The sequence below is a fragment of the Amycolatopsis mongoliensis genome (assembly GCF_030285665.1).
Taxonomy (GTDB): Bacteria; Actinomycetota; Actinomycetes; order Mycobacteriales; family Pseudonocardiaceae; genus Amycolatopsis; species Amycolatopsis mongoliensis.
Genome location: NZ_CP127295.1, coordinates 450,915 through 476,723, shown reverse-complemented (window position 1 = coordinate 476,723; position 25,809 = coordinate 450,915). Strand labels below are relative to the sequence as shown.

20 protein-coding genes and 2 tRNA genes are annotated in these 25,809 nt (G+C 70.4%); 15 read left to right on the top strand and 7 right to left on the bottom strand.

Going from position 1 to position 25,809, the window contains the following annotated elements; translation table 11 throughout:
• Positions 1–76: 76 nt before the first annotated feature.
• Positions 77–607 (bottom strand): PH domain-containing protein, encoded by a 531-nt coding sequence (locus tag QRX60_RS02250; RefSeq protein ID WP_408630252.1) that lies wholly within the window; start codon positions 605–607, stop codon positions 77–79.
• A 254-nt stretch (positions 608–861) separates the two neighbouring features.
• On the opposite strand from QRX60_RS02250, the gene QRX60_RS02245 reads away from it, so the two are divergent.
• From QRX60_RS02245 to QRX60_RS02230, 4 genes are all read left to right on the top strand, one after another.
• The gene (locus tag QRX60_RS02245; protein WP_285999125.1) at positions 862–2,754 is read left to right on the top strand and encodes an acetolactate synthase large subunit; all 1,893 of its coding nucleotides are present in this window, start codon (positions 862–864) and stop codon (positions 2,752–2,754) included.
• Position 2,755: 1 nt separating this feature from the next.
• Entirely contained in the window at positions 2,756–3,262 is a 507-nt protein-coding gene (gene ilvN, locus QRX60_RS02240) for an acetolactate synthase small subunit (RefSeq protein ID WP_003080760.1), read from the top strand.
• 36 nt (positions 3,263–3,298) lie between these two features.
• The gene (gene ilvC, locus QRX60_RS02235) at positions 3,299–4,312 is read left to right on the top strand and encodes a ketol-acid reductoisomerase (RefSeq protein ID WP_285999124.1); all 1,014 of its coding nucleotides are present in this window, start codon (positions 3,299–3,301) and stop codon (positions 4,310–4,312) included.
• Positions 4,313–4,398: 86 nt separating this feature from the next.
• Positions 4,399–4,677: a DUF397 domain-containing protein gene (locus QRX60_RS02230; RefSeq protein ID WP_285999123.1), complete on the top strand. Its 279-nt coding sequence runs from the start codon at positions 4,399–4,401 to the stop codon at positions 4,675–4,677.
• On the opposite strand, the gene QRX60_RS02225 is transcribed toward QRX60_RS02230, so the two are convergent.
• The 4 genes from QRX60_RS02225 to QRX60_RS02210 all read right to left on the bottom strand — a co-directional run bounded on the left by QRX60_RS02225 (position 4,674) and on the right by QRX60_RS02210 (position 8,924).
• Positions 4,674–5,537, bottom strand: a complete 864-nt coding sequence (locus QRX60_RS02225) for a nuclear transport factor 2 family protein (protein WP_285999122.1) — start codon at positions 5,535–5,537, stop codon at positions 4,674–4,676. The two genes, QRX60_RS02230 and QRX60_RS02225, sit on opposite strands and share 4 nt — an antisense overlap.
• Positions 5,538–5,607: 70 nt before the next feature.
• Entirely contained in the window at positions 5,608–6,936 is a 1,329-nt protein-coding gene (locus QRX60_RS02220) for an ankyrin repeat domain-containing protein (RefSeq protein ID WP_285999121.1), read from the bottom strand.
• A 261-nt stretch (positions 6,937–7,197) separates the two neighbouring features.
• Positions 7,198–8,028 (bottom strand): TIGR03620 family F420-dependent LLM class oxidoreductase, encoded by an 831-nt coding sequence (locus QRX60_RS02215; RefSeq protein WP_285999120.1) that lies wholly within the window; start codon positions 8,026–8,028, stop codon positions 7,198–7,200.
• Positions 8,025–8,924, bottom strand: coding sequence for a TIGR03620 family F420-dependent LLM class oxidoreductase (locus QRX60_RS02210; protein WP_285999119.1), 900 nt, complete (start codon positions 8,922–8,924; stop codon positions 8,025–8,027). The genes QRX60_RS02215 and QRX60_RS02210 overlap by 4 nt, the downstream gene beginning before the upstream one ends.
• Before the next feature lie 87 nt (positions 8,925–9,011).
• Here QRX60_RS02210 and QRX60_RS02205 point away from each other — a divergent pair, with 87 nt between their 5' ends.
• From QRX60_RS02205 to QRX60_RS02180, 6 genes are all read left to right on the top strand, one after another.
• Positions 9,012–9,575: a TetR/AcrR family transcriptional regulator gene (locus QRX60_RS02205; RefSeq protein WP_285999118.1), complete on the top strand. Its 564-nt coding sequence runs from the start codon at positions 9,012–9,014 to the stop codon at positions 9,573–9,575.
• A 124-nt stretch (positions 9,576–9,699) separates the two neighbouring features.
• Complete coding sequence (gene serA / locus QRX60_RS02200) at positions 9,700–11,298, top strand: phosphoglycerate dehydrogenase (RefSeq protein ID WP_285999117.1); 1,599 nt, start codon at positions 9,700–9,702, stop codon at positions 11,296–11,298.
• 233 nt (positions 11,299–11,531) lie between these two features.
• Positions 11,532–14,894 carry a S8 family serine peptidase gene (locus tag QRX60_RS02195; protein WP_285999116.1) on the top strand — a complete coding sequence of 1,121 codons (3,363 nt, stop codon included), beginning with the start codon at positions 11,532–11,534 and terminating at the stop codon, positions 14,892–14,894.
• Between the two features lie 227 nt (positions 14,895–15,121).
• Positions 15,122–16,162: a 3-isopropylmalate dehydrogenase gene (locus QRX60_RS02190; RefSeq protein WP_285999115.1), complete on the top strand. Its 1,041-nt coding sequence runs from the start codon at positions 15,122–15,124 to the stop codon at positions 16,160–16,162.
• A 389-nt stretch (positions 16,163–16,551) separates the two neighbouring features.
• On the top strand, positions 16,552–18,156 hold the full coding sequence (gene cimA / locus QRX60_RS02185; protein WP_285999114.1) for a citramalate synthase: 1,605 nt from the start codon (positions 16,552–16,554) through the stop codon (positions 18,154–18,156).
• Between the two features lie 93 nt (positions 18,157–18,249).
• On the top strand, positions 18,250–19,020 hold the full coding sequence (locus tag QRX60_RS02180; RefSeq protein WP_285999113.1) for a fumarylacetoacetate hydrolase family protein: 771 nt from the start codon (positions 18,250–18,252) through the stop codon (positions 19,018–19,020).
• 63 nt (positions 19,021–19,083) lie between these two features.
• Here QRX60_RS02180 and QRX60_RS02175 read toward each other — a convergent pair whose 3' ends face one another.
• Complete coding sequence (locus QRX60_RS02175) at positions 19,084–20,331, bottom strand: FAD-dependent oxidoreductase (protein ID WP_285999112.1); 1,248 nt, start codon at positions 20,329–20,331, stop codon at positions 19,084–19,086.
• Positions 20,332–20,426: 95 nt separating this feature from the next.
• Here QRX60_RS02175 and gltX point away from each other — a divergent pair, with 95 nt between their 5' ends.
• From gltX to QRX60_RS02155, 4 genes are all read left to right on the top strand, one after another.
• Entirely contained in the window at positions 20,427–21,905 is a 1,479-nt protein-coding gene (gltX, locus tag QRX60_RS02170) for a glutamate--tRNA ligase (RefSeq protein ID WP_285999111.1), read from the top strand.
• A gap of 202 nt (positions 21,906–22,107) precedes the next feature.
• Positions 22,108–22,842: an HAD family hydrolase gene (locus QRX60_RS02165; protein WP_286003476.1), complete on the top strand. Its 735-nt coding sequence runs from the start codon at positions 22,108–22,110 to the stop codon at positions 22,840–22,842.
• Positions 22,843–22,891: 49 nt separating this feature from the next.
• Positions 22,892–22,963, top strand: a tRNA-Gln gene (locus QRX60_RS02160).
• Between the two features lie 102 nt (positions 22,964–23,065).
• Positions 23,066–23,141, top strand: a tRNA-Glu gene (locus tag QRX60_RS02155).
• Positions 23,142–23,469: 328 nt separating this feature from the next.
• Here QRX60_RS02155 and QRX60_RS02150 read toward each other — a convergent pair.
• The gene (locus QRX60_RS02150; protein ID WP_285999110.1) at positions 23,470–23,880 is read right to left on the bottom strand and encodes a histone-like nucleoid-structuring protein Lsr2; all 411 of its coding nucleotides are present in this window, start codon (positions 23,878–23,880) and stop codon (positions 23,470–23,472) included.
• 1,026 nt (positions 23,881–24,906) lie between these two features.
• On the opposite strand from QRX60_RS02150, the gene QRX60_RS02145 reads away from it, so the two are divergent.
• Positions 24,907–25,572 carry an HU family DNA-binding protein gene (locus QRX60_RS02145; protein ID WP_285999109.1) on the top strand — a complete coding sequence of 222 codons (666 nt, stop codon included), beginning with the start codon at positions 24,907–24,909 and terminating at the stop codon, positions 25,570–25,572.
• Positions 25,573–25,809: the final 237 nt, after the last annotated feature.

Sequence of the window (25,809 nt, the reverse complement as noted above, 5' to 3'; positions counted from 1 at the left end):
GCGGAGGTCGGGGACACTCCGGCGAAACTGGTCCTACCAATTTAGACCCGCGGGCGGCGCCTGTCCGCGACGGGGGTCACTCCCCGGCCGGCGCCTCGGTCTCGGCCGGCTTGATGTCCTCGGCGTCCAGGAGCCCGCTCGGGTCGGCGACCAGTCCCTCGCTCACCAGCGAAAGCACCGGCAGGTGCCGGGTCCGGACGGTCGGCAGCGGCACCTTCGTGTCGTCCTTGAGCACGGCCTGCACGCGCGACTTCTTGCTGATCGCCAAGCCCTTCAGCGCCGACCAGGGGACGTCGCGGTGGCCGAACATCGTGCGGGTCGCGAGCCCTTCGCGCGTCGCGATCGTGCGGGTCCGGACCACGAACACGGCGAGCGCGATCGGGAAGAGGTAGAGCCACTGCAGGTACGGGATCTCCCCGAGGGCGATCGGCGTCACGCAGATCGTCAGGAGGGCGATCGCCATGAACGACGTGCGGGGGATCCGGAAGACGGCCTTCCGGCCTTCGTCCTGCTCTTTTTCGGCCACCCCGAAATGGTGCACCGCGGCGCGGACCGGCCGGGAGCCGGGTCGGACGCGGGTGACATGCGCCGCTCGAGTGTCCACGATCTGGACCCGCCATCCCGCAGAGTTGACACCTGCGAGGCCTTCGGTCTAGCGTCAGCGTCGTGACACCGCTGACCGGCCTCGTACTTCCCAAGCGCGTCGACGCTTAGGGAAGTCTTTCCGCTGCGTCGACGCGCGAACCCTCGTGCGACCTTACGGTCGGCGAGGGTTTTTTGTTGCCCACGGGAAGAGATTCCCCGCCCCACCGCACAAAACCGACCCGAACGAGTGACACCGAGACCCACGAGGCAGAACCGATGACCAGTGCCACGTCGCGCAGCGACGCGAAACCCGGGCCGACGCCCGGAACGCCCGGAGCACGTCCGAAGCCGGCGCCACCGGCGGGAACCCCGGTGCGCGTCACCGGCGCCCAGTCGCTCGTGCGCTCGCTCGAGGCGGTCGGCGCCGAGGTGGTCTTCGGCATTCCGGGCGGCACCATCCTGCCGGCCTACGACCCGCTGCTGGACTCGACGAAGGTCCGCCACATCCTGGTCCGCCACGAGCAGGGCGCGGGGCACGCCGCCACCGGCTACGCGCAGGCCACCGGCAAGGTCGGCGTCTGCATGGCGACCTCGGGCCCGGGCGCGACCAACCTGGTCACCCCGCTGGCCGACGCGAACATGGACTCCGTCCCGGTCGTGGCCATCACCGGCCAGCAGAGCCGGGCGCTGATCGGCACCGACGCGTTCCAGGAAGCCGACATCTGCGGCATCACCATGCCGATCACCAAGCACAACTTCCTCGTCACGGACCCCGCGGAGATCCCGCGGACCATCGCCGAGGCGTTCCACCTGGCGTCCACGGGCCGACCCGGCCCGGTCCTGGTGGACATCCCCAAGGACGTGCTGCAGGAGATGACCTCGTTCTCCTGGCCGACCGAGCTGCGGCTGCCGGGCTACCGCCCCACGCTGCGCCCGCACGGCAAGCAGGTCCGCGAAGCGGCGAAGCTCATCGCGAAGTCGCGCCGCCCGGTGCTCTACGTCGGCGGCGGCGTGATCAAGGCGGAGGCGCACGAGCAGCTGAAGCAGCTCGCCGAGCTGACGAACATCCCCGTCGTCACCACACTGATGGCGCGCGGGGCGTTCCCCGACTCGCACCCGCAGCACCTCGGCATGCCGGGCATGCACGGCTCGGTCGCCGCGGTCGCCGCGATGCAGCGCGCCGACCTGCTGATCGCGCTCGGCGCCCGGTTCGACGACCGCGTCACCGGGCAGCTCTCGTCGTTCGCACCGGACGCCGCCATCGTGCACGCCGACATCGACCCGGCCGAGATCTCCAAGAACCGCAAGGCGGACGTCCCGATCGTGGGCGACTGCAAGGAGATCATCGGCGAGCTGATCACGGCCGTGCAGACGGAGTTCGACCACGGCGCCAAGCCCGACCTCACCGACTGGTGGACCCAGGCCGAAGACTGGCGCACGAACTACCCGGCCGGTTACGAGTGGCCCGACGACGGCTCGCTGTCGCCGCAGTACGTCATCGAGCGGATCGGCGAGCTCGTCGGCCCGGACGCGGTGTACGCCGCCGGCGTCGGCCAGCACCAGATGTGGGCCGCGCAGTTCGTCAAGTACGAGAACCCGCGCACCTGGATCAACTCCGGCGGCCTCGGCACCATGGGCTTCGCCGTGCCCGCCGCGATGGGCGCGCAGTTCGGCGTCCCGGACACGCAGGTGTGGGCGATCGACGGCGACGGCTGCTTCCAGATGACCAACCAGGAGCTGGCCACCTGCGCCATCGAGGGCGCGCCGATCAAGGTCGCCGTCATCAACAACGGCAACCTGGGCATGGTCCGGCAGTGGCAGAACCTCTTCTACTCGGAGCGGTACTCCAACACCGACCTCGGCACGCACAAGCACCGCATCCCGGACTTCGTGCTGCTGGCCGAGGCACTGGGCTGCGCCGGCCTGCGCTGCGAGACGAAGGAAGACGTCGACGCCACCATCCGCCGCGCGATGGAGATCAACGACCGCCCCGTCGTGATCGACTTCGTCGTGGGGAAGGATGCCCAGGTGTGGCCGATGGTCGCGGCCGGCACCGGCAACGACGAGATCATGGCGGTCCGGGGCATCCGGCCGCTGTTCGACGACGACGAGGTTTCGGTCGAGACGACCGAGGCCGCCGCGGAAGCCGCTGGGGAAGGTGAGCGCTGAGATGAGCGTCCACACGCTGAGTGTCCTGGTCGAGAACAAGCCGGGTGTGCTCGCGCGCGTTTCGGGCCTGTTCTCCCGCCGCGGTTTCAACATCGAGTCCCTCGCCGTCGGGCCCACGGAGAACCCCGAGGTGTCCCGCATGACGATCGTGGTCGCCGTCGAAGAGCTACCGCTCGAGCAGGTGACCAAACAGCTCAACAAGCTGGTCAACGTGATCAAGATCGTCGAGCTGGAGCAGTCGACCGCCGTGCAGCGCGAACTGCTGCTCGTGAAGGTTCGCGCCGACAACACCGTGCGCAGCCAGGTCCTCGAAACCGTCCAGCTCTTCCGTGCCAAGGTGGTGGACGTCTCCCCGGAGGCGCTCACCGTCGAGGCCACCGGGACGTCGGACAAGATCGGCGCGCTGCTGCGGATGCTGGAGCCGTATGGCATCCGCGAGCTGGTGCAGTCGGGCATGGTCGCGGTCGGGCGTGGTGCCCGTTCCATCACCGCGACTTCGCCCCGTTAAAAACTTTGTAAGTCAGGAAAGGAAGCAGTAACCCCCATGGCAGTGGAAATCTTCTACGACGACGACGCCGACCTCTCGATCATCCAGGGGCGCAAGGTCGCTGTCATCGGCTACGGCAGCCAGGGCCACGCCCACTCGCTGAGCCTGCGCGACTCCGGCGTCGACGTCCGCATCGGCCTGCCCGAGGGGTCCAAGTCGCGGGCGAAGGCCGAGGAGCAGGGCCTGCGCGTGCTCACCCCGGCCGAGGCGTCGGCCGAAGCCGACCTGATCATGATCCTGGCGCCGGACACGAAGCAGCGCTTCATCTACGAGCAGGACATCGCGCCGAACCTCAAGGATGGCGACGCGCTCTTCTTCGGGCACGGCTTCAACATCCGCTACGACCTGATCAAGCCGCCGGCCAACGTCGACGTCGCCATGGTCGCCCCGAAGGGCCCGGGCCACCTGGTCCGCCGCCAGTTCGTCGACGGCAAGGGCGTCCCGGCGCTCATCGCGGTCGAGCAGGACGCCTCCGGCAACGCCCAGGCGCTCGCCCTCTCCTACGCCGCCGCCATCGGTGGTGCCCGCGCCGGCGTCATCAAGACGACCTTCACGGAGGAGACCGAGACCGACCTCTTCGGCGAGCAGGCCGTGCTCTGCGGTGGCGCGTCCGCGCTGGTGCAGACCGGCTTCGAGGTGCTCACCGAGGCCGGCTACGCCCCGGAGATCGCCTACTTCGAGGTGCTGCACGAGCTGAAGCTGATCGTCGACCTCATGTACGAGGGCGGCATCGCGCGCCAGCGCTACTCGATCTCCGACACCGCCGAGTACGGCGACCTGACCCGCGGCCCGCGCGTCATCTCGCCGGCGGTCAAGGAAGAGATGAAGAAGATCCTCGGCGAGATCCAGGACGGCACGTTCGCCCGCGAATGGGTCGCCGAGGACGAGGCCGGCCGGCCGAACTTCACCAAGCTCGAGGAGCAGGGCAACCAGCACCCGATCGAGGAGACCGGCAAGAAGCTGCGCGCGCTCATGTCGTGGGTGGACCGGCCGATCACCGAGACCGCCTGAGTCCTTACTCGCAAGACGCTGAAGGGGACGCCCGCACCGGGCGTCCCCTTCAGTGCGCTGGGTGGTCGTTTCGCTACGCTTGCGACATGAGTGAGCAGCCGGTCGACGACAAGGCGCACATCCGGCACCACCTCGACTTCACGAAGGCCGAGTGGATCCGGGCCGAGCCGGAGGGCGTGACCCTCGACGACTGCGTCGAGTACGCCTTCGTCGAGCACACCGACGGCGTCACCTACACCGCGATGCGGCAGTCGTCGAAGCCGGACGGCGTGATCCTGGTCTTCACCCCGTCGGAGTGGGACGCGTTCGTCAAGGGCGTCCGCGACGGCGAGTTCGACCTGCCCGAGGACCTCGCGGAGGCCTAAAGCCGCGCCGCCAGCTCGGGGATCTTGCCGGTGTCGCCGGCGATGCCGAGGTGGTCGCCGTAGTCGCGGGACTCGACGATCAGGCCGTCGCGCACGCGCATCGAAAAGATGTTGGCGATCCGCACCGGCCGCCCGCCGTATTCGCCCTGGTAGGCGAACTCGCCGATCAGCACCTCCGGATCGGTGCCCCGGTAGGTGACCAGGTCCGCGACCGCGAACCCGGGGTTCAGCGCCTTGCCCGCCGCGAAGTGATCTCGCAGCTCGTCGTGCGTCCGCACCACGGCCGACCCCGGCAGGAACGGGTGCGTCACGTGCGTTTCCTCCGCGTACAGGTCCGGAAGTGCGTCCCAGCGTCCGCCCGCCACGCCGTGCACGAGCCGTTCGAACACCGTGCCGGCGCTCTCCGGGGTGACCGGGGACAGCTCGCGCGGCGGTGCCTGCTCGTAGGCCTTTACAAGCTGGTCGACGCCGTCGCGGATCACGGCGAGCCGCAGGTAGTCGTGGTAGTCGCGGGAGTGGACGATCAGGCCGTCGCGCACGCGCAGCACCTGGATGTTGGCCGTCGTGGTCGTCCGGCCGGTCTCGACCGACTCGGCGTCGTAGTCGTATTCGGCGACGATCACCTCGGGGTCCGTCGTCTCGTGGACGACCACGTTCTTGCGCTTGAGCCGGTACGCGCCCGCCAGGGCGCCGGTGAAGCGCTCGTGGACCGCGGCGCGGCCGGTGAGGCGCGTCGGCCGCGGCACGGCCTGGGGGTGCTCGACGACGGTGTCCTCGGCGTAGAGCGCGGAAAGCTCGCCGAACCGTCCTTCGCTGATGCCGTCGGACAGGGCGGCGAACACGTCGCGGGGTGTGGTCATGAATCCTCCCAGTGGGCAAAACGGAGTCCGTAGTCCGTCTCCGAAGATACGGACTGCAGACTCCGGTTGTCTACAGGGTTCGGAGGAGGTCCCTCGCCGCCGGCTGCTCGCACACCTCCGCCCACCGCTCGGGGGTGGTGTTCCAGATGCCGTCGCGCGCCTCGAGGTCGGCGCCGCCTTCGACGAGCGCCCGGATCGCGTCGAGGTGCCCGGACTGCGCGGCCAGGTGCAGGGCCGTGACGCCTTCGCCGTGGTTCGGGCCGCCGAACGTGCCGGTGTGGTTCACGTCGGCGCCGAGGTCGAGCAGCGCCCGGATCGCGGCGACGCGCCCGGTCGCCGCCGCCCAGGTCAGTGCCGTGCCGCGGTAGACATCGGCGTTCACGTCCGCGCCCCGGGCGACGAGTGTCCTCAGCGCGTCGGCGCGGTCGTTGCGGGCCGCCCAGGCCAGGGCTTCGTTCTTGACCTCGGCGGGGTCGTCTTCCGGGTGCCAGGCCGGGAAACCGCTGTGCGGGCGGTAGAAACCCCGGTGCGCGCCGGCGGCCGGGTGGCCCGGTTCGAGGAGTTCGGCGAGGAGGTCCGCGTCGCCGAGTCCGGCCGCGACGCGCAGATTGCCGGGGGCCCGGCTGCGGGACGCCAGTTTTTCGGCGGCTTCGCGGTGGCCCCAGAACAGGGCGACGACCAGGGGAGTGCCGCCGTCACCGCGAGCCGAGACGTCGACCGGGGCGCCCGCGTCCAGCAGCATGTCGAGCAGCAGTGGGAGGTTGCGGTAGGCGGCCTGGTGCAGCGGGGTCCAGCCGTGGACGTTGCCGCGTGACGGGTCGGCGCCGTGGTCGAGCAGGAGCCGGCTGAGCCGCTCGTCGCAGGTCGCGCCGGCCATGCCGAGCAGGTCGTTGCCGTTGGTGCCGCGGGCGGTGACCAGGCCGGGGAACTCGTGCAGGAGCCGGTCGAGCCCGTCGAGATCCCTCGCTTCGACCGCCCGGTACGCCCGCGCGAACGGCTCACCACTGTCCACAAGGGACTTGACGTGCTCGCGGAGTGCCCGCCAGGAAACGAAACCGTGCTCGCGGGCGACGACCACGAGAGCGCCGTCCCGGGTGAGCGGCTGCTCCCAGCGTTCGAACGGTTCGCGGGCTCCGGGCGTCTCGTCTACGGCGGACGCGAGCAGCCCGAGCGCGCGCTCGGCGTAGTAGTGGACGTCCTGGTGGTAGGGGTGCTGCAGCGTTTCGCCGTGCTCGGTGACGCGCCGGACGTACGCCCGGAGTTTCGGCCAGCTCGGGAAGCCGTGGTCGCGGGCGATCCGGAACTGCGCTTCGGAGAGTTTGACGCCTTCGGCGCGTGCGAGGTCCTTCGCGCGCTTGCGGAGCTGGTCCAGGCTGGGTTTCGCGGGCAGCGTGCCCATGGTGCCTCCTTCCCTCGTCGCCCGTGGTCTGCCGGCACCGGGCAGGAAAGAAGGTGCGGAACTGGTGGTGCGGTGCTGCAGGGGTGGGCTCGGCCCTTTCCGCGGACGGGGCGCGGCCCTCACCGCGCCCCGTCACCCTACCGCCGTGTGCGGGAAGGGGCACCACGCGTGATTCCACGGGCTTTTCGCGTGGTCGGAGGGGCATCACACGTGATTGGCGGGGCATCAGCGTGATGCCCCGCCAATCACAGGTGATGCCCGTCAGGACACGAGTGATGCCCCTCGGATCACGTCGGCCAGGCGGCGGTAGGAATCCGGTGTGCGGGCCAGGACCTGGACGCAGACCTGGTCGGCGCCCGCGTCGAGGTGGGCCCGGATCCGGTCCGCCACCGCCTGTTCGCCGGTCGCGACGATGGCGTCGACCAGGCGGTCGCTCCCGCCGTCGGCGAGGTCGTCGTCGGTGAAGCCGAGCCGGCGCAGGTTGGCCTGGTGGTGCGGGGCCTGCCGGACGTACAGGTCCACGTGCTCCCGCGCCGCGTCCGGGGAAGCGTCCAGGACCACCGCCTGCTCGACCGCCAGGTACTTGCCCGGTCCGAGCCGCTCCCGCGCCATCGCGGTGTGCTCGGGCGGGACGAAGTACGGGTGGGCGCCGTCGGCGCGCTCGGCCGCCAGGTCCAGCAGCTTCGGGCCCAGCGCCGCGAGCACCCGGCGCGGCCGCGGTGCCGGCTGCGGCAGTCCGGGCAGCTCGGCCGAGTCCATCCCGTCGAGGTATTCGCGCAACGCCGTCAGCGGCCGAGCGCCCGGCCGGTGCCCGCCCAGCCCGGCGACGAACCGGCCCGGGTAGGCCTCGCCCAGGGCCCGGACGGCGCCTTCCGCCGCGAGCGGGGAACGCTGGTCGAACCGCGCGACCCCGGTGGCGATCGTCAGCGTCGACGTCGCCGCGAGCAGCAGCGCGGCCTGCGTGAACGCCTCCCGCCCGGCGTACTCGCCGAACCAGAGCGCGTCGAAGCCGAGCTCCTCGACCTCGGCGGCCGTCTCACGCACCGCGGAGATCGGGGCGCCGTCCAGGAACCGCCAGATCCCGACGCTCATCGGACCACCTCCGGGGCCAGCTCCACCAGGACGTCCACAGTGGACTCGAAGGTGGCTGCCGACGGCGTCAGCAGCACGTGGTCCGCGCCCGCGTCGAGCAGTTCGCCGAGACGTTTCGCGATGGTCGCGGCGTCACCCCAGAGCACGAGGTCGTCGACGAACCGGTCGCTCGGGCCGGCGATGTCGGCGTCGGTGTAACCGAGCCGCTTCCAGCCCGCGAGGTAGACCGTGACGGAGTGTTCGCGCGACTGCGCCACCCGGCGCCGCACGCTCTCCCGGGCGTCCTCGCGGCTGCCGAGCAGCACGGTCTGCTGCGGGATCAGCAGCTTGTCCGGCCCGAGGATCTCGCGGGCGTACGGCGTGTGCGAGACCGGCTGGGCGAACGGGTGCGCGCCGTCCGCCCCCTCGCGGGACAGCTCGAGCATCTTCGGCCCGACGGCGGCCAGTACGCGCGGAAATGGCACGGGCGCGGGGTTTTCGGCCGCCGCGGCGTCCATTTCGGACAGATAAGCGCGCATCCGGTCCCGCGGCCGGTAGTCCTCGCCGTACTTCGCCGCCTGGAACGCGTGCCCGACGCCGATGCCGAGCACGAACCGGCCCGGATGGGCGTGGGCGAGCGTCGTGCCGCCCTTCTCGGCGGTCCGTCCCGGCCGTGCCCAGGTGTTCGCGATGCCGGTGCCGAGCACGACGTCCGGCACCGAGGCGAGCAGGTCGCCGAAGTGGGCGAACACCTCGCGGGTGCCGGGTCCTTCGCCGCTCCACACCGAGCGGTAGCCGGCGTCGGCGAGCCGGCGGGTGGCCGCTCGCTCGACGTCCGGCGGTGGTTGCAGGGGCGCGCTCGGCAGCCAGGCGCCGATCGCGCCGAGCCGGGCCCGTGTGTCGTCGACCAGGGTCATCCTCGTTCCCTCCAGTAATATGAGGCTGCCTCCGGTTAATATACGGAGGTAGCCTCCGATTGGCTACCCGGTAAGGTCGGAAGGGCGATGACCGAAGTCAAGCCGATGCGCGCGGACGCCCGCCGCAACTACGAGCGCCTCCTCGAAGAGGCCCAGCGCGCCTTCGCCGAGCACGGCGTCGAGGCGTCACTGGAAGACATCGCGCGCCGCGCCGGCGTCGGCATCGGCACGCTCTACCGGCACTTCCCGACCCGGGAGGCCCTGCTCGAAACCCTGCTGCGGGCCCGGTTCGACGCGCAGGCCGAGCGGGCGCGCGAACTGCTCGCCCACCCCGAGCCCCTGACCGCGCTGCAGACCTGGCTGGGCGGGCTCGGCGACGCCACCGGCACGTTCCGCGGCCTGGTCGAACTCACCGCCGACGCGCTCGACGACGAATCGTCCCGTTTGCACGCGTCGTGCCACGCTATGCGCGAGGCCGGTTCCCATCTAGTGGAACGTGCGAAACGGGAAGGCGAGCTTCGCCCCGACGTCACCACGAACGAGCTTCTTCTCTTGCTGCACGCGGCATCCTGGGCGGGTGGGCACCTGCCGGGCGCGGGCGGCATGCACCGCCTCCTGGCTCTTGTTTTCGAGGGATTACGGGCGAGTTAACACCGTGGGAAGCCAGGGGGCGGCCCAGCGGGTTAAACTCCGCCTGACCGGGGCACAACGGCGTGCTGAGTCCGTCTGTCGACACACAGCGTCCTGGAAATGACCAGATAGTGGGAGCCGCATCGTGAGCAAGCCCAGCAAACCCGTCGTCCTCATCGCGGAGAAGCTCGCCCCCTCCGTGCTGAGCGTCTTCGGTGACGAGGTCGAGGTCCGGCACGTCGACGGCACGGACCGGTCCGCGCTGCTCGAGGCGGTGAAGAGTGCCGACGCGCTGCTGGTCCGCTCCGCCACCAAGGTCGACGCCGAGGTCCTCGGCGCCACGACGCAGCTGAAGGTCGTCGCCCGCGCCGGCGTCGGCCTGGACAACGTCGAGGTGCCCGCCGCCACCGAGCGCGGCGTCCTGGTCGTCAACGCCCCGACGTCGAACATCGTCTCCGCCGCCGAGCACGCCGTCGCCCTGCTGCTGTCGGTCGCGCGCCGGATCCCGGCCGCCGACCAGAGCCTGCGCGGCGGCGAGTGGAAGCGCAGCTCGTTCTCGGGTGTGGAGCTGCAGGGCAAGACCATCGGCGTGGTCGGCCTCGGCAAGATCGGCCAGCTGTTCGCCCAGCGCCTCGCCGCGTTCGACACCAAGATCATCGCCTACGACCCCTACGTCTCGGCCGCGCGCGCGGGCCAGCTCGGCATCGAGCTCGTCACCCTCGACGAGCTCCTGTCGCGCGCCGACGCCATTTCCATCCACCTGCCGAAGACCCCGGAGACCAAGGGTCTCATCGACGCCGAGGCGCTGAAGAAGACCAAGCCGGGCGTCATCATCGTGAACGCCGCCCGCGGCGGGCTGATCGTCGAGGAGGACCTGGCCGACGCGCTGCGCTCGGGTCACGTCGGCGGTGCCGGCGTCGACGTCTTCGTCACCGAGCCGACCACCTCCAGCCCGCTGTTCGAGCTGGAGAACGTCGTCGTGACGCCGCACCTGGGCGCGTCGACGGCCGAGGCACAGGACCGCGCGGGCACCGACGTCGCGAAGTCCGTGCTGCTGGCGCTGCGCGGCGACTTCGTGCCGGACGCGGTGAACGTCTCCGGCGGCGGCGCGGTGGGCGAGCACGTCCGCCCGTACCTGACGCTGACGCAGAAGCTCGGCCAGCTGCTCACCGCCCTGAACCCGACGGCGCCGACGTCGGTGACCGTGCAGGTCAAGGGCGAGCTGACCAGTGAGGACACCGGTGTGCTGCAGCTGGCCGCGCTGCGCGGGGTGTTCACCGGCGTGGTCGAGGACCAGGTCACGTTCGTCAACGCGCCGCAGCTGGCGGAGAAGCTGGGCGTGCAGGTCGAGCTGGAGACCGAGTCGGAGAGCCCGAAGTTCCGCAGCCTGGTCACGGTTCGCGCGGTGCACGCCGACGGCGCGGTGCTGACCGTGTCCGGTTCGGTCACCGGCAAGGACGAGGTCGAGAAGCTGGTCGAGGTCAACGGCCGCGGCTTCGACCTGCGGGCCGAGGGCACCGTCCTGCTGGTCGAGTACGGCGACCGCCCGGGCGTGATGGGCCGCGTCGGGACGCTGCTCGGCGAGGCGGGCATCAACATCGAGGCCGCGCAGATCAGCCAGACGACCGACGGCTCCGACGCCGTGATGCTCCTGCGCGTCGACCGCCACATCGACGCCCACCTGCTGGAGCCGATCGGGGCTTCGGTCGGGGCGCACACGATCCGCGCCGTCGACTTCAACTGACGTAACCGCGAGAAGGCCCCCTTGCCGGTCCGGCGAGGGGGCCTTCTCGCGCAATCACATTCGAATAACGGAGTCCTTTGCCTACGGAAGTAGGTGTTTTGGGGCATTAAGTTCTCCCCGCGAGGTTGAACCACGCGCCGTCGAGGGCACGGCGCGGTCGCCGTGCTTCACCGTCGGGGGTGCTAGGAGCGGCTGGCAGGTTCGGGTCCAGACCTCGAGTAAGGGGCCGACTCATGAGCAGATCCCGCTTACCCGCGCGCGCCACGACGGCGTTCTTCGCCGTCGTGCTGGCGGCCGCGCTGGGGGCGCCGGTCGCCACCGCCGCCGACGCGCCGCTCGCCGACGGGGTGGCGCCGGCGAAGATCGACGACGCGAAGCTGCAGGGCAAGCTCTCGCCGCGGCTCGGCGCCGCGCAGGGCCGCGTCACCGCGTTCGTCGAGCTGGCCAAGAAGCCCGCCGTCGACGCTTTCACCTCCGCGCAGCCCCAGGGCAAGGAAGCCGCCAAGCGCGCCGCCCGGGCCGCCAAGGACGACACCGCCGCCGCCGTGAACTCGGTCCTCGGCCAGCTGCGTTCGGCCGACGCCAAGCCGCAGGTCGTCACCCAGACCGCCAACGCGGTCCCCGGCGTGGTCGTCACCGCCGACGCCGCGAAGCTGCGGGACGTCGCCAAGCGCGCGGACGTCGTTTCGGTGCGCACGGTCGTGCCGAAGACCCGCACCAACGCCAGCGCCGAGCAGCTGACCAACACGCTCGCGGCGTGGCAGCAGACCGGCAAGTTCGGCGACAACGTCCGCGTCGGCGTGATCGACGACGGCATCGACTACACCCACGCCGACTTCGGCGGCCCCGGCACGAAGGCCGCCTACAACGGCGTCGACCGCACCAAGCCGACCCCGCTCTTCCCGAGCGCGAAGGTCGTCGGCGGCACCGACCTCGTCGGCGACGACTACGACGCCGCGACGCCGGGCAAGACCACCCCGGCGCCGGACCCGAACCCGCTCGCCTGCGGTGAGCACGGCACGCACGTCGCCGGCACCATCGGCGGCTTCGGCGTCACCGCCGACGGCAAGACCTTCAAGGGCGACTACAAGAAGCTGGACGCCAAGAAGGTCGACGCGATGCAGATCGGCCCGGGCACCGCGCCGAAGTCGCTCCTCTACGCCATCAAGGTGTTCGGCTGCGCGGGCTCGACCAACGTCACCTCGCAGGCGCTGGACTGGGCGCTCGACCCGGACGGCGACGGCGACTTCACCGACCACCTCGACATCGTCAACCTCTCGCTGGGCTCCGACTTCGGCGCGCCGGACGACCCGGACTCGCTGTTCGTGCGCAAGCTCGCCGCGAACAACGTGCTCCCGGTGATCTCCGCGGGCAACGGCGGCGACATCAACGACATCGCCGGTTCGCCGGGCAACACCCCCGAGGCGCTCACCGTGGCCAGCACGCGCGACGCGGGCATCCTGCGCGACGCCGCCGAGGCGAAGGCCCCCGCGAACACCGCGGGCCAGAAGACCGGGCAGTACAGCCAGAACTACACCGGCTACGACACCCTGGACCTGACGGCTCCGGTCGTCGCGTTGTCCGCCGCGAACAACGCGGGCTGCGCGCCGTACTCCGCGGAGGACAAGGCGAAGGCCGCCGGCAAGTTCGTCTGGCTGGAGTGGGACGACAACGACTCGACCCGCGCGTGCGGTTCGGCGGCCCGGGCGAACAACGCCCAGGCGGCCGGGGCGAAGGGCGCGCTGCTGTCGTCCACTTTGGAGCACTTCAGCGCGGGCATCGCGGGCAACGCGGCGATCCCGATGTTCCAGTTCACCGGCTCCGCGACGAAGACGCTGCGCGCGGCGCTGACCGCGGGCACGCTGCAGGTCCGGCTCTACGGCGCCGGGCGCGCCTCGACCCAGACCTACGACAAGACCATCGTGGACACCCCGAGCTCGTTCACCTCGCGCGGCACCCGCGGCCCGGCCGTCAAGCCGGACGTCGCCGCGCCGGGTGACACGATCACCTCGGCGTTCCGCGGCAGCGGCAACGGCCGGACCGTCCTTTCGGGCACGTCGATGGCCGCCCCGCACACCGCGGGCATCACCGCGCTGGTCCGCCAGTCCCACCCGGACTGGTCGGTCGAGGAGGTCAAGGCCTCGGTCATCGACACCGCCGGCCACGACGTCTCCGACGGCGCGGGCCACACCTACGCGCCGCAGCGCGTCGGCAGCGGCCGGATCGACGCCAAGGCGGCGCTGGACAACCAGGTGCTCGCCTACGTCCAGGACGACCCGGGCGCGGTGAGCGTCAGCTTCGGCACGGTCGAGGCCGGCGGCCCCGTCACGCTGTCGAAGACGATCAAGCTGGTCAACAAGGGCGTCACGCCCGCCGAGTACACCGTGGCCTACCAGGCCGTCAACGCCCTCCCGGGCGTCGAGTACACAGTGGACAAGCAGTCGGTGAAGCTGACCCCGCGCGGCACCGCCAAGGTCAAGGTGACGCTGAAGATCACCGACCCGAAGGCGCTGCGCAAGGTCATGGACCCGACCATGCAGGCCACCCAGGCCGGCCTGGCGCGGCAGTTCGTCGCCGACGCCTCCGGCCGCGTCGCCTTCACCCCGGTCAGCGGGGCCAAGGTGCCGCTGCGGGTTTCGGTCTACGCGGCACCCAAGCCGGTCTCGACGATTTCGACGCCGCAGTCGGTGAAGTTCTCGCCCGAAGCGACCCAGGCCGTGCTGAACCTGAGCGGCAAGGGCGTCGACCAGGGCTCCGGCGCGCAGCGGTACCGCTCGCTGATCAGCGTGCTCGAGCTGCAGGCGGAGTCCCCGCAGCTGCCCGAGTGCGACGCGGACGTGGTCACCGACTGCACGGTGAACAAGACCGCGAAGGGCGGCGACCTCCGCTACATCGGCGCGGCTTCCACCGCGCCGCTGGCGAAGGAGCAGGGTGAGCCGGAGAACGCGATCCTCGCGTTCGGCCTGTCCACCTGGGGCGACTGGGCGAACATCGGCAGCAACACCTCGCCGTTCGTCGACATCGACACCACCGGGGACGGGACGCCGGACTTCGAGACCTACGTGACCAAGGCGACGTCCACGGACGTGCTGCTGGCCGTCACGGTCGCGCTGACCCCGGGCTTCCCGCAGGTCGACGTCCAGGCCGTCAACGGCCAGCTCGGCGACGTCGACACGAACGTGTTCGACACGAACGTGCTGACGCTGCCGGTTTCCCTGGCGGCGCTGGGCATCGACGGAGGTGCCGACAGCCACCGCATCTCCTACACGGTGGGCGTGAGCGGTTTCTACGTCGCGCCGGGCACGACGAACGGGCTGATCGACTACGTCGGCACGCCGCTCTCGTTCGACGCGCTCGCGCCGGGCTACTCGGTGCAGGGCGGCGGCGACGCCGCGCTGGGCTACGTCGCGAAGCCGGGAACGGCGCTGGTCGTGAACCGGAACGCGGCCTCGGCCGCGGCCGACAAGGCGCTCGGGCTGCTCGCCATCGAGCACCACAACGCCGCGGGCAACCGGGCGAACGTGGTCAAGGTGGACGCCGCCCAGGGCGCCCGGCCGGGGAACGACCGTCAGCCGATCGGGGCTGGTCACCACTAGTTCCCGGCAAGATCGATCGATGCAGGAGCAGGGGCGTTCCCGGCGGTTCTCCGCCGGGGGCGCCCTGCTCTTGTTAACCCGATCGGGTGTCTCACCCTGCGGGAGGATGCGGCATAAGGGTGGTGCGGCTACGGCCGTTTGTCTACGGCCGGTAACCTTCCGGCTGCTGGCGTTTTGTTGCGGTGGGCCATCGGTGCGCTGGTGGCCCGGTCGACGGAGGTGTGTGGATGCGGCTCGCGGTGATCCCAGGAGACGGGATCGGGCCCGAGGTGGTCTCCGAGGCGCTGAAGGTGCTCGGTGAGGTAGTACCGACGGCGGAGATCACGAACTACGACCTCGGCGCCGCGCGGTGGCACGCTACCGGCGAGCTGCTCCCGGAGTCGGTGCTCGGCGAGCTCCGCCAGCACGACGCGATCCTGCTGGGCGCGGTCGGCGACCCGACGGTGCCGAGCGGCATCCTCGAGCGCGGCCTCCTGCTGCGCCTGCGGTTCGAGATGGACCACCACGTCAACCTGCGCCCGGCGCGGCTGTACCCGGGTGTCCGGGGGCCGCTGGCCGACGCCGGTGACGTCGACATGATCGTGGTGCGGGAAGGGACCGAAGGCCCGTACGCGGGCACCGGGGGCCTGATCCGCAAGGACACCGAGCACGAGATCGCGACGGAGGTCAGCATCAACACGGCGTACGGCGTCCGGCGCGTGGTCGCGGACGCGTTCGCCCGCGCCGAGGCCCGGCCGCGCAAGCACCTGACGCTGGTGCACAAGACCAACGTGCTCTCGTTCGCCGGGTCGCTGTGGTCGCGGATCGTCGAAGAGGTTTCGCTGGAGCACCCGGAGGTGACGGTCGCGTACTCGCATGTGGACGCGGCGACGATCCACCTGGTGACCGACCCGTCCCGGTTCGACGTGATCGTGACGGACAACCTGTTCGGCGACATCATCACCGACCTCGCGGCGGCGGTGACGGGCGGCATCGGCCTCGCGGCGAGCGGCAACCTGGACATGACCCGCCGCAACCCGAGCATGTTCGAGCCGGTGCACGGCTCGGCGCCGGACATCGCGGGCCAGGGCCTGGCCGACCCGACGGCGGCGGTCCTTTCCGTGTCGATGCTGCTGGACCACCTGGGCCAGAAGGAAGCGGCGCGGCGGATCGAGGCTTCGGTGGCGTTCGATCTGGCGACGCGGGACCAGGCGTCCCCGGGCGCGACGACGGCGGTCGGCGACCGGCTGGCGGCGCTCGTGTCGTCCAACGTGCGCACAGCGGGCTGAGTTTTCGCTTTCGGAGGAGCCCCGCACCCTGGTGGTGCGGGGCTTTTTCGTGCGCGGGGCCGCGGGGCTGCGTTGGCCCCGGAGCCTGCACCTTCTGGGGCCCGGCCCGGCCGGTTCGAAAGCGTGGCCGTGCTGTCGTGAATGACTCATTCACCTCGTCCGGGGACATGAATGAGTCATTCACGACGTCTGGACTTTCCCGGATGGTGGGAGCTTGACCCAGGTTGTGGACTTCCGTCGAAGCCCTGTGGCATGATGCCAACATGACCAGCTTCGCGATCATTATCGACGAGCGCGCCGGACGATAGCTCCACAAGAGCCCCCGGCGCGCAACCTCTCGCACCCATGCGGGAGGTTTTTTTGTTGCCTCGAAACGCTAGGAGACCATCGTGACCCGCCAGGAGCCCGCCGATACCCCGCTCGGCGACGCCTTCCACCTCTACGACACGACCCTGCGCGACGGTGCGCAGCGCGAGGGCATCTCCTACTCCGTCCAGGACAAGCTGGCCGTCGCGCGGCTGCTGGACGAGCTCGGCGTCGGGTTCATCGAAGGCGGCTGGCCCGGGGCGCTCCCCAAGGACACGGAGTTCTTCGCCCGTGCCGCGAAGGGCGAGCTGCCGCTGAAGCACGCGGCCCTCGTCGCCTTCGGGGCCACGCGCAAGGCCGGCACCACCGCCGACGCCGATCCGCAGGTCCGGGCGCTGCTCGACAGCGAAGCGCCGGTCGTCACGCTCGTCGCGAAGTCCGATCTGCGGCACGTCGAACGCGCCCTGCGGGTCGACGTCGACGAAGCGTGCGCCATGGTCCGCGACACCGTCGCCTTCCTCGTGCGGGAAGGTCGCCGCGTCTTCCTCGACGCCGAGCACTTCTTCGACGGCTACGCGTATTCGCCCGAAACCTCGCTCAGGGTCCTCGACGCCGCCGCGCACGCGGGCGCCGACGTCCTCGTCCTCTGCGACACCAACGGCGGCCAGCTGCCGCTCGGGCTCGCCGAGACCGTGCGGGACATCAAGGAAAAGACCGGATTCCGGCTCGGGATCCACTGTCAGGACGACACTTCCTGCGCCGTGGCGAACTCCGTCGCCGCGGTGCAGGCCGGCGTGACGCACGTCCAGTGCACCGCCAACGGTTACGGGGAGCGGGCCGGCAACGCCGACCTCTTCGCCGTGACGGGAAACCTGGTGACCAAGCTCGGGATGGAGGTCCTCCCGACCGGAGGTGCCGCCGAGCTCACCCGGGTCTCCCATGCCCTTGCCGAAATCGCCAACCTCGCCCCCTACACCCACCAGGCTTACGTAGGGGCGTCGGCTTTCGCCCACAAGGCGGGACTGCACGCGAGCGCGATCAAGGTGGATCCGTTGCTGTACAACCACATCGATCCAGCTTCTGTCGGCAATGACATGCGGGTACTGGTCACCGAGATGGCCGGCAGGGCCAGCCTCGAGCTCAAGGGACGTGAGCTCGGGGTCGACCTTGCCGGCCGGCCCGAGGCGCTGACGAGCGCCATCACCAAGGTCAAGCGCCTCGAAGCGGAAGGCTGGTCCTTCGAGGCCGCCGACGCCTCCCTCGAACTCCTGCTGCGCCAGGAGGCCGACACCCCCGCCGAGGCCCCGTTCGAGCTGGAGTCCTACCGGGTCGTGCTCGACCACCGCGCCGACGCGGAGGTCGTCGCCGAGGCGACGGTCAAGGTGCACGTCGGCGGCCAGCGCGTCATCGCCACCGCCGAAGGCATCGGCCCGGTGCACGCCCTCGACGCCGCGCTGCGGAAGGCGCTGTCGCCGCACCTGTCCTGGTTGGACAGTGTGGAGCTCGCCGACTACAAGGTGCGGATCCTGCAGGGCCACCCCGGGACCGACGCCGTGACGCGCGTGCTGGTCGAGAGCACCGACGGCGAACGGGAGTGGACCACGGTCGGGGTGCACGGGAACATCGTCGAGGCCAGCTGGCTGGCCCTGTGCGACGCGCTGGTCCACAAGAGCACGACCGTGGCCTGAGTCACCGTGACATCCGGGTCTTCGGCCCGTGCCGGGGGCTCCGCCACCCGGAACCCCCGAAGACCGTCGGGTGGGCGCACGTAGACTGGCCGCGTGCGCCTAGCCCGTATTGCTCATCCCGGTGGTGTCGCGTTCGCTTCGGTCGAAGGGGACGGTGACGACGCCCAGGTCCTGGAAATCGCCGAGCACCCGTTCGGCCAGCCCAACTTCACCGGCAAGCGGTGGCCGCTGGCCGACGTCCGGCTGCTGGCCCCGATCCTGCCGTCCAAGGTGATCGCCGTCGGCCGGAACTACGCCAAGCACGCGGCCGAGTTCGGCAACGAGGTCCCGGCCGCCCCGATGCTGTTCATCAAGCCGTCGACCACGGTCATCGGCCCGAACGCGGCCATCCGCCGCCCGTCCGGCGTCGGCCGCGTCGACTTCGAGGGCGAGCTGGCCATCGTCATCGGGCAGCCAGTGAAGAACGTGCCCGCCGCCCGCGCCGCGAGCGCGATCCTCGGCTACACGGTCGCCAACGACGTCAGCGCCCGCGACCTCCAGAAGTCCGACGGCCAGTGGGGCCGCGCCAAGGGCTTCGACACGTTCTGCCCGCTCGGGCCGTGGATCGAGACGTCGCTCGACGCGTCCGACCTGTCGCTGCGGGCCGAGGTGGACGGCGAGCTCAAGCAGGACGGCCGCACCTCAGACCTGGTCCACAAGATCCCCGAGCTGGTCGAGTTCGTCTCCGGGGTCATGACGCTCCTGCCCGGCGACGTCATCCTCACCGGCACGCCCGAGGGCGTCGGCCCGATCGAGGGCGGCCAGAGCGTCTCGATCACCATCGAGGGGATCGGCACCCTGACCAACCCGGTCGAGAACGTCTAGCCCGAAGCCCGTGAATGGCCCATCGACGGACTTGAAGTCCCTCGATGGGCCATTCACGGCTTTTCAGCGCCGGGCCGGCTCCATCGGCCGCCGGGCGAACGCCGGGGCGTGCTCGGGCCGCAGGCCCAGGCCCAGCAGCCGGGCCGGGAAGTACGACAGCTTCGGGAACCGCGCGAACGCCTTGATCATCGGCATCGGCGGGCCGTTGCGCCTGCCGGTCATCACGCCGCGCACGACCGTCCGGTGCAGGAGCCGCTGCAGTCCCTGCACCAGCAGCGTCGGCGCCAGCCGCCGCGAGCGCACCTTCGCCAGGTCAGCCTCCGCCGGGCGCCCCCGCCGCAGCGGCTCGGCCAGCAGCGTCGCCGCCGCGACCGCGTCCTGCACCGCCAGGTTGATGCCGACCCCGCCGATCGGCGACATCGCGTGCGCCGCGTCGCCGATGCACAGCAGGCCGTCGACGTGCCACCGGCGCAGCAGGTTGAGCCGCACGTCGAGGAACTTGACGTCGTCCATCGTCGCCAGCTCGTGCACCCGGTCGCCGAACTCGGGGCAGATCTGCGTCACGTTCTCCCGGAACGCCTCGATGCCCTGCTTGCGCAGGTCTTCGCCCTTCGGGGCGAGGTAGGCGACCTGGTAGAAGTCCGGCCGGGGGAGCGGCACGGCGAACCGGCGGTCCCGCATCTTCGGCAGCAGCATGCCGCCCTGCTCACCATCGCCGCGCGAGAGCCGGAACCACCAGACGTCGAACGGGCAGGCGTACTCGTGCGGCACCAGGCCGGCCTCACGCCGGGCCAGCGACCAGCGGCCGTCGGCGGCGATCACCAGGTCGGCGCGGATTTCGCCGGTCTCTCCGGATGCCGTGCGGTAGGTGATGCCGGCGACCCGGCCGTGCTCCCGGACCAGGCCCGTGCACTCGGTCTCCATGCGCTGGACGAACGTCGGCTCCTTGCGCGCGCTCTCGGCGAGCAGGTCGAGGAAGTCCCATTGCGGCACCATCGCGATGTACGGGTGGGGGACCTTCAGCCGGGTGAAGTCGGCCAGCTTCATCAGCTCGCCGTTCTCCTGCGGGAACCCGGCGGCGGTCAGCTCGCTGTGCGGGAGCGCGTGGAACTTCTCGCCGAGGCCCAGCTCGTCGAGCAGCGTGAGCGTCGACGGGTGGACCGTGTCCCCGCGGAAGTCGCGCAGGAAGTCCGCGTGCTTCTCCAGCACCGTCACCTCGACGCCGGCCCGCGCCAGCAGGAGTCCCGTGACCATCCCGGCCGGCCCGCCACCGATGACGACGCAGCCCGTGCGCTCGGTCATCTCGACCATCTCCCCATCTATTCATCGCCTGTTGAATAAACTGAGGATGCACCCGGCCGGTCCCCGGCGTCAAGCCGTGTGGCGACGGATACGCTGATCGGGCTATGAGTGAGACATCGGTGGTTCGCGCGCGCTTCTGTCCTTCGCCGACCGGCACCCCGCACGTGGGGCTGATCCGCACGGCGCTGTTCAACTGGGCCTTCGCCCGGCACAACCAGGGTCAGCTGGTGTTCCGGATCGAAGACACCGACGCCGCGCGCGACTCGCAGGAGTCGTACGAGCAGCTCCTCGACGGGCTGCGCTGGCTCGGCATCGACTGGGACGAGGGCCCCGAGGCCGGCGGCGAGTACGGGCCGTACCGCCAGAGCGAGCGGCGGGCGATCTACGCCGACGTCGCCGCGAAGCTGCTCGAGGCGGGAGAGCTGTACGAGGCGTTCTCCACCAACGAAGAGGTCGAGGCGCGGCGCAAGGCGGCCGGCCTGGACCCGAAGCTGGGCTACGACAACTTCGACCGCGACCTCACCGACGAGCAGCGCGCCGCGTACCGCGCCGAGGGGCGCGCGCCGGTGCTGCGCCTGCGCATGCCGGACACCGACCTCGGCTGGACCGACCTGGTGCGCGGCGAGATCACCTTCCCGGCGAACACCATCCCCGACCCGGTGCTGGTGCGTGCCAACGGCGAGCCGCTGTACACGCTGACCAACCCGGTCGACGACGCGCTGATGAAGATCACGCACGTGCTGCGCGGCGAGGACCTGCTGCCGTCGACGCCCCGCCAGCTGGCGCTCTACGCGGCGCTGGAGCGGATCGGCGTCGCGGAGTTCACGCCGCAGTTCGGCCACCTGCCGTACGTGATGGGCGAGGGCAACAAGAAACTGTCCAAACGCGACCCTTCGTCGAACCTCTTCAACTACCGCGACCGCGGCTTCATCCGCGAGGGCCTGCTCAACTACCTGGCCCTGCTCGGCTGGTCGATCGCCGACGACCGCGACGTCTTCAGCGTCGAGGAGATGATCGCCGCCTTCGACGTCACCAAGGTCAGCGCCAACCCCGCGCGCTTCGACCTCAAGAAGGCCGAAGCGATCAACGGCACCCACGTGCGGGCTCTGCCCGCGGCCGAGTTCGTGAAGCGCGTCACGCCCTACCTCGTCACCGCGGGTGTCCTTCCGGAATCGCCGAGCGAGGAGCAGCTGGCCCGGCTGGACGCGATCGCGCCGCTGGTGCAGGAACGCGTCACGGTGCTTTCGGACGCGACCGCGATGGTGCGCTTCCTCTTCGTTGCCGAAGACGCCTTCGCGCCGGAGGAAGACGCCGCGGCGAAGAACCTCGGCGAAGCCGCGCAGCCGGTGCTCACAGCGGCTGTCGCCGCACTCGAGGCGCTGCCGTCCTGGGAGGCAGGGGCCATCGAGCAGGCGCTCAAAGACGCCCTTGTGGACGGTCTGGGTCTCAAGCCCCGCAAGGCTTTCGCGCCGGTTCGCGTCGCCGTGACCGGACGGACCGTTTCGCCGCCGCTGTACGAGTCGATGGAGCTGCTCGGCCGCGACGTTTCACTGGGACGTCTTCGCCGCGCATTGGTCGGATAACCGAAAGAAGACGGTTCGCCAACTGGGAGTAGAACCGGTGCGCCGGAACGGGCCACCGGCAATCACCTCTTTGGCAGCGTCGCGAACGCTGCGGTTGCCCTAGCCTCACTGGGTGGATTTCGCCCTGGCACCCCGGACCCCGTCGCGAACCGTCCCCGCCGAGGCGGCGCCCGAGCCCTGGGCGCCGCCGGAGCTGCGGCTGGTGTGCCTGGACATCGATGACACCCTGATCGACTGCACGGCCGCGATCCGCCGCAGCCTCCACATCCTGACCGGCCGGGGCGACCTGTGGCCGTTGTGGGACCTGATCACCGAAGAGCACGTCGCCCTCGTCGTCGCCGGCGAGCTGGACTACGCGACGATGCACCAGCGGCGCACCGAATGCTTCCTCGCGGAGATCGGCATCCTCGCCGACGACGAGCAGGTGAGCTCGTTCGAACATCGCCGAAGAGAGCTGCTCGACCATTCGTGGCAGCTGTTCGACGACGTCCTCGACTGCCTGGAGTGGTTGCGCGCCGCCGGCCTCATGCTGGCCGCCGTGACGAACGCCTCGGGCGTCCACCAGCGCAAGAAGATCGCCGACCTGGGGCTGGCACCGTTCTTCGACCACGTCGCCATCGCCGGCGAGCTGGGGGTGGCGAAACCCGATCCGGTGATGTTCCACACGGTCTGTCTCGGCCTGGGCTGCGCACCTGCCCAGGCCGTCCACGTCGGGGACAAACTCGACACGGACGCGATCGGCGCCCGCGACGCGGGCCTGGGTGCGGTCTGGCTCGACCGGGACGCCATCGGCGAGCGCGCGCCGGAGGGGGTCCACCGGGTGGGGGCCCTGGCCGAGCTGCCTGAGCTGCTGGTTTCGGAGTACGCGACGATCGGCGTCCCCGCTCAGCGCGGAAGTGGCACCCCCGCGTTCACCGTCCGGAACGGCGTGCTCTAGTATTTCTCCTCGTGCGGTGCTGAACCGGCAAGGTCGGCAGGTACCTCACTGGGGTATGGTGTAATTGGCAGCACGACTGGTTCTGGTCCAGTTAGTCTAGGTTCGAGTCCTGGTACCCCAGCTGCGGAGAGTGACCCCCCTGCAGGGCGAGAAATCGCCTCTGGTAAGTTCTCTCCAGCAAGAAAAACAGAAAAGCCCCTGGGAGACCAGGGAAAGATCCTAAGCCCCCGTCGTCTAGCGGCCTAGGACGCCGGCCTCTCACGCCGGTAGCGTGGGTTCGAATCCCATCGGGGGTACCAGCAGTAGCGAACCGAAGCTCGTCTGACCGAGGTCAGGCGAGCTTTTTGGTTTCCGCTCCGGCTTCGGAGATCGTTCCCGCGGTGAACGCCGTCTTGGGTGGCTGATCACCTGGCAGGGCCGAGCTGCGATGCCGGCCGGTGCGAACCCTCGGGAATCGCTCGCTGCCCGGCGTTGACGGCTTCGCACGCCCGTGCGCCGGCATCCGTCGGCGCTCTGATCGCGCGGGGGAGAAGTGGCCGTCGGCGACGAGGATGAGGCGTCCTCGCCGCCGACGGAATCGAGGGGACGACTGCGTGATCTCTCCCCAGTGACCGGCCGTCGTCATGGTTACCTCTTGGCAGCGGCGACCTTCTTGCGCGGGGTGCGCTTGCGCGGAGCCGCCGGCGCCGCGGCCTCGGCCGCCTGAGCCGATTCGTAAGCGGCGATCACCTCGGAGGACAGGCGGCCGCGCTCGGAGACCTCGTAGCCGTTCGCGTTCGCCCAGGCGCGGATCTGCTGGTTGCGTTCGCGGTCGGTCGTGCTGGTCGTGGTCGACTGGCCGGTCGCGACGCGGACCTTGCGCCCCCCGGTGCGGCGGCCGGCGGCGATGTAGCGGGCGAGTTCGTCGCGCAGGGCGGCGGCGTTGTCATCGGAGAGGTCGATCTCGTACATGACGCCGTCGAGGGAGAACGGGACGGTGTGGGCGGCGGGGGTGCCGTCGATGTCGTCGAGCATCTCGACGAGGACCTTCTGGGCCATTCCTGCTCCTTGAAGCGGTATATACCAGTTATGGGTGGCGGTGACCGAGCGCATGAATTAGGTGCTCCACTGTGGAGTATATACATACCAGTCGGTTTGTGGAGATATCTCGCCTGAAGGTATCGAATACGCCGCCGGTACGCGCGGCTCGGAGGAAACGCGAGCCCGCGGAGGAGAAGCCACCGTGAAGCCGCAAACAGCGGCAAGGAGCACCGCGTATGTGCAAGTTGCACGTGTGCGGGGCTCGTTGCTGGACCATCCGGACGATCCGTTCGGAGTGGCAACTGCGAAACGGCGCCGCGGGGGAAGAACAGTTTCGCCGCGGACGAATGATCGGCGCGTTCGACGTCCGCCGGGGCGAGATGACGAATAGCGGCCCAGGGTGAAGTGTTGCTTTCTTGCCTGGTCGGCGGTCGGCGGTCGGCGCGGAACCGGATCGCCGGCTCGTCCAAGGCGTCCTGCCGCCCGCCCGAGGCGTCGTTGCCTGCCGGTTGCGGGCGCTGGGCAGTCCACATCGGACTCTCGGGCGGCCCGCCGGCGACCACGACGCCGTCGCTCTCGGCCCCACGAGCTGGGTGCCCCGGAAGCCGTTGGCGGCGGGCCGGGGTGACGGCGGTGCCGTGCCACGTCGGGCCCCGTCCGCGGCTGCGGTTCACCGCGTCCCGGTTCCGGATTCGGGCCGGGTTCCGACCCGCCGGGCGCGCAAACCGCGGCCCCTACTCGTTGAGCCGCCTGGGTTTTTCGCGACTTCAGGTCGAACAATTGAGCGAATGGATAGCCTGTGCTGTCCCTGTCCTATATGGACATCGCGCTCTGCTTTTCGGCAAGTTCGCAGGTCAGCGGCCGATCGTGGGGATGTTCGTACCGAGGGGCGGGTCTTGAGCGGGCATTGTCGAAGCCCGACTTCCCCGGCGACACAACGGAGTTCTCAGTCACCCCTGTTTGGAATTTCGGCCGTCCTGGTAATACTCTGTGTGACGTCGGCCGAGATGGGCCTGACTGCTAGTTCCACTATGGAGGACTGGAATGACGAACAAGGCCCAGCTGATCGAGGCGCTGTCGGAGCGTCTGGGCGACAAGAAGGTGGCTTCGCAGGCCGTTGACGGTCTGGTGGACATCATCATCCGGACGGTCAACAAGGGCGAAAAGGTCAACATCACCGGCTTCGGGGTGTTTGAGAAGCGTGCCCGTGCGGCCCGTACCGCTCGGAACCCGCGTACCGGTGAGGCTGTCCGCGTCAAGAAGACGAATGTGCCCGCGTTCCGCGCCGGGACCACCTTCAAGGACGTCATCTCCGGCTCCAAGAAGCTGCCCAAGGCCACCCCGGTCAAGCGCGCCACCGCCGCGACGGCGACCCGCGCGACCGCCACCAAGGCCGCCGCCGCTGCTCCGGCGAAGGCGACGACGACCCGCACCACGCGGGCCGCCGCGGCGAAGCCGGCCGCGACGCGGGCGACGACCACGCGGACCCGCGCTGCCGCGGCGAAGCCGGCCGCGAAGGCCACCGCCACCAAGGCGGCCCCGAAGCCGGCGGCGAAGGCGACCGCGGCCAAGGCCACCACGGCGAAGGCGACCACCACGCGGGCGAAGGCCGCTGCCAAGCCGGCCGCGACCAAGACCGCCGCCGCGGCGAAGAAGACCACCGCCGCCAAGGCCCCGGCCAAGCGCACGTCGGCTGCCAAGAAGAAGTAACTGGATTTCCCCCCCCCGGAAGGGCCCCGCACCGGCAGGTGCGGGGCCCTTCCGGCGTTCCGCGGCCGCGTATCGGGAGAGCGGTGTGCTTCCGGTCTGTGAGCCTGGCGAGCGCCTGCAGGAAAGCACCCCCCGGAGACCACCGGGACTCCGAGTTCGCGGGCTCGCCGGGACTGGCCGGACAGGGAGTCCGGATCGGCCGCGGCGAGCACGCGTGTCTGCTTGCTGACGGTTCCG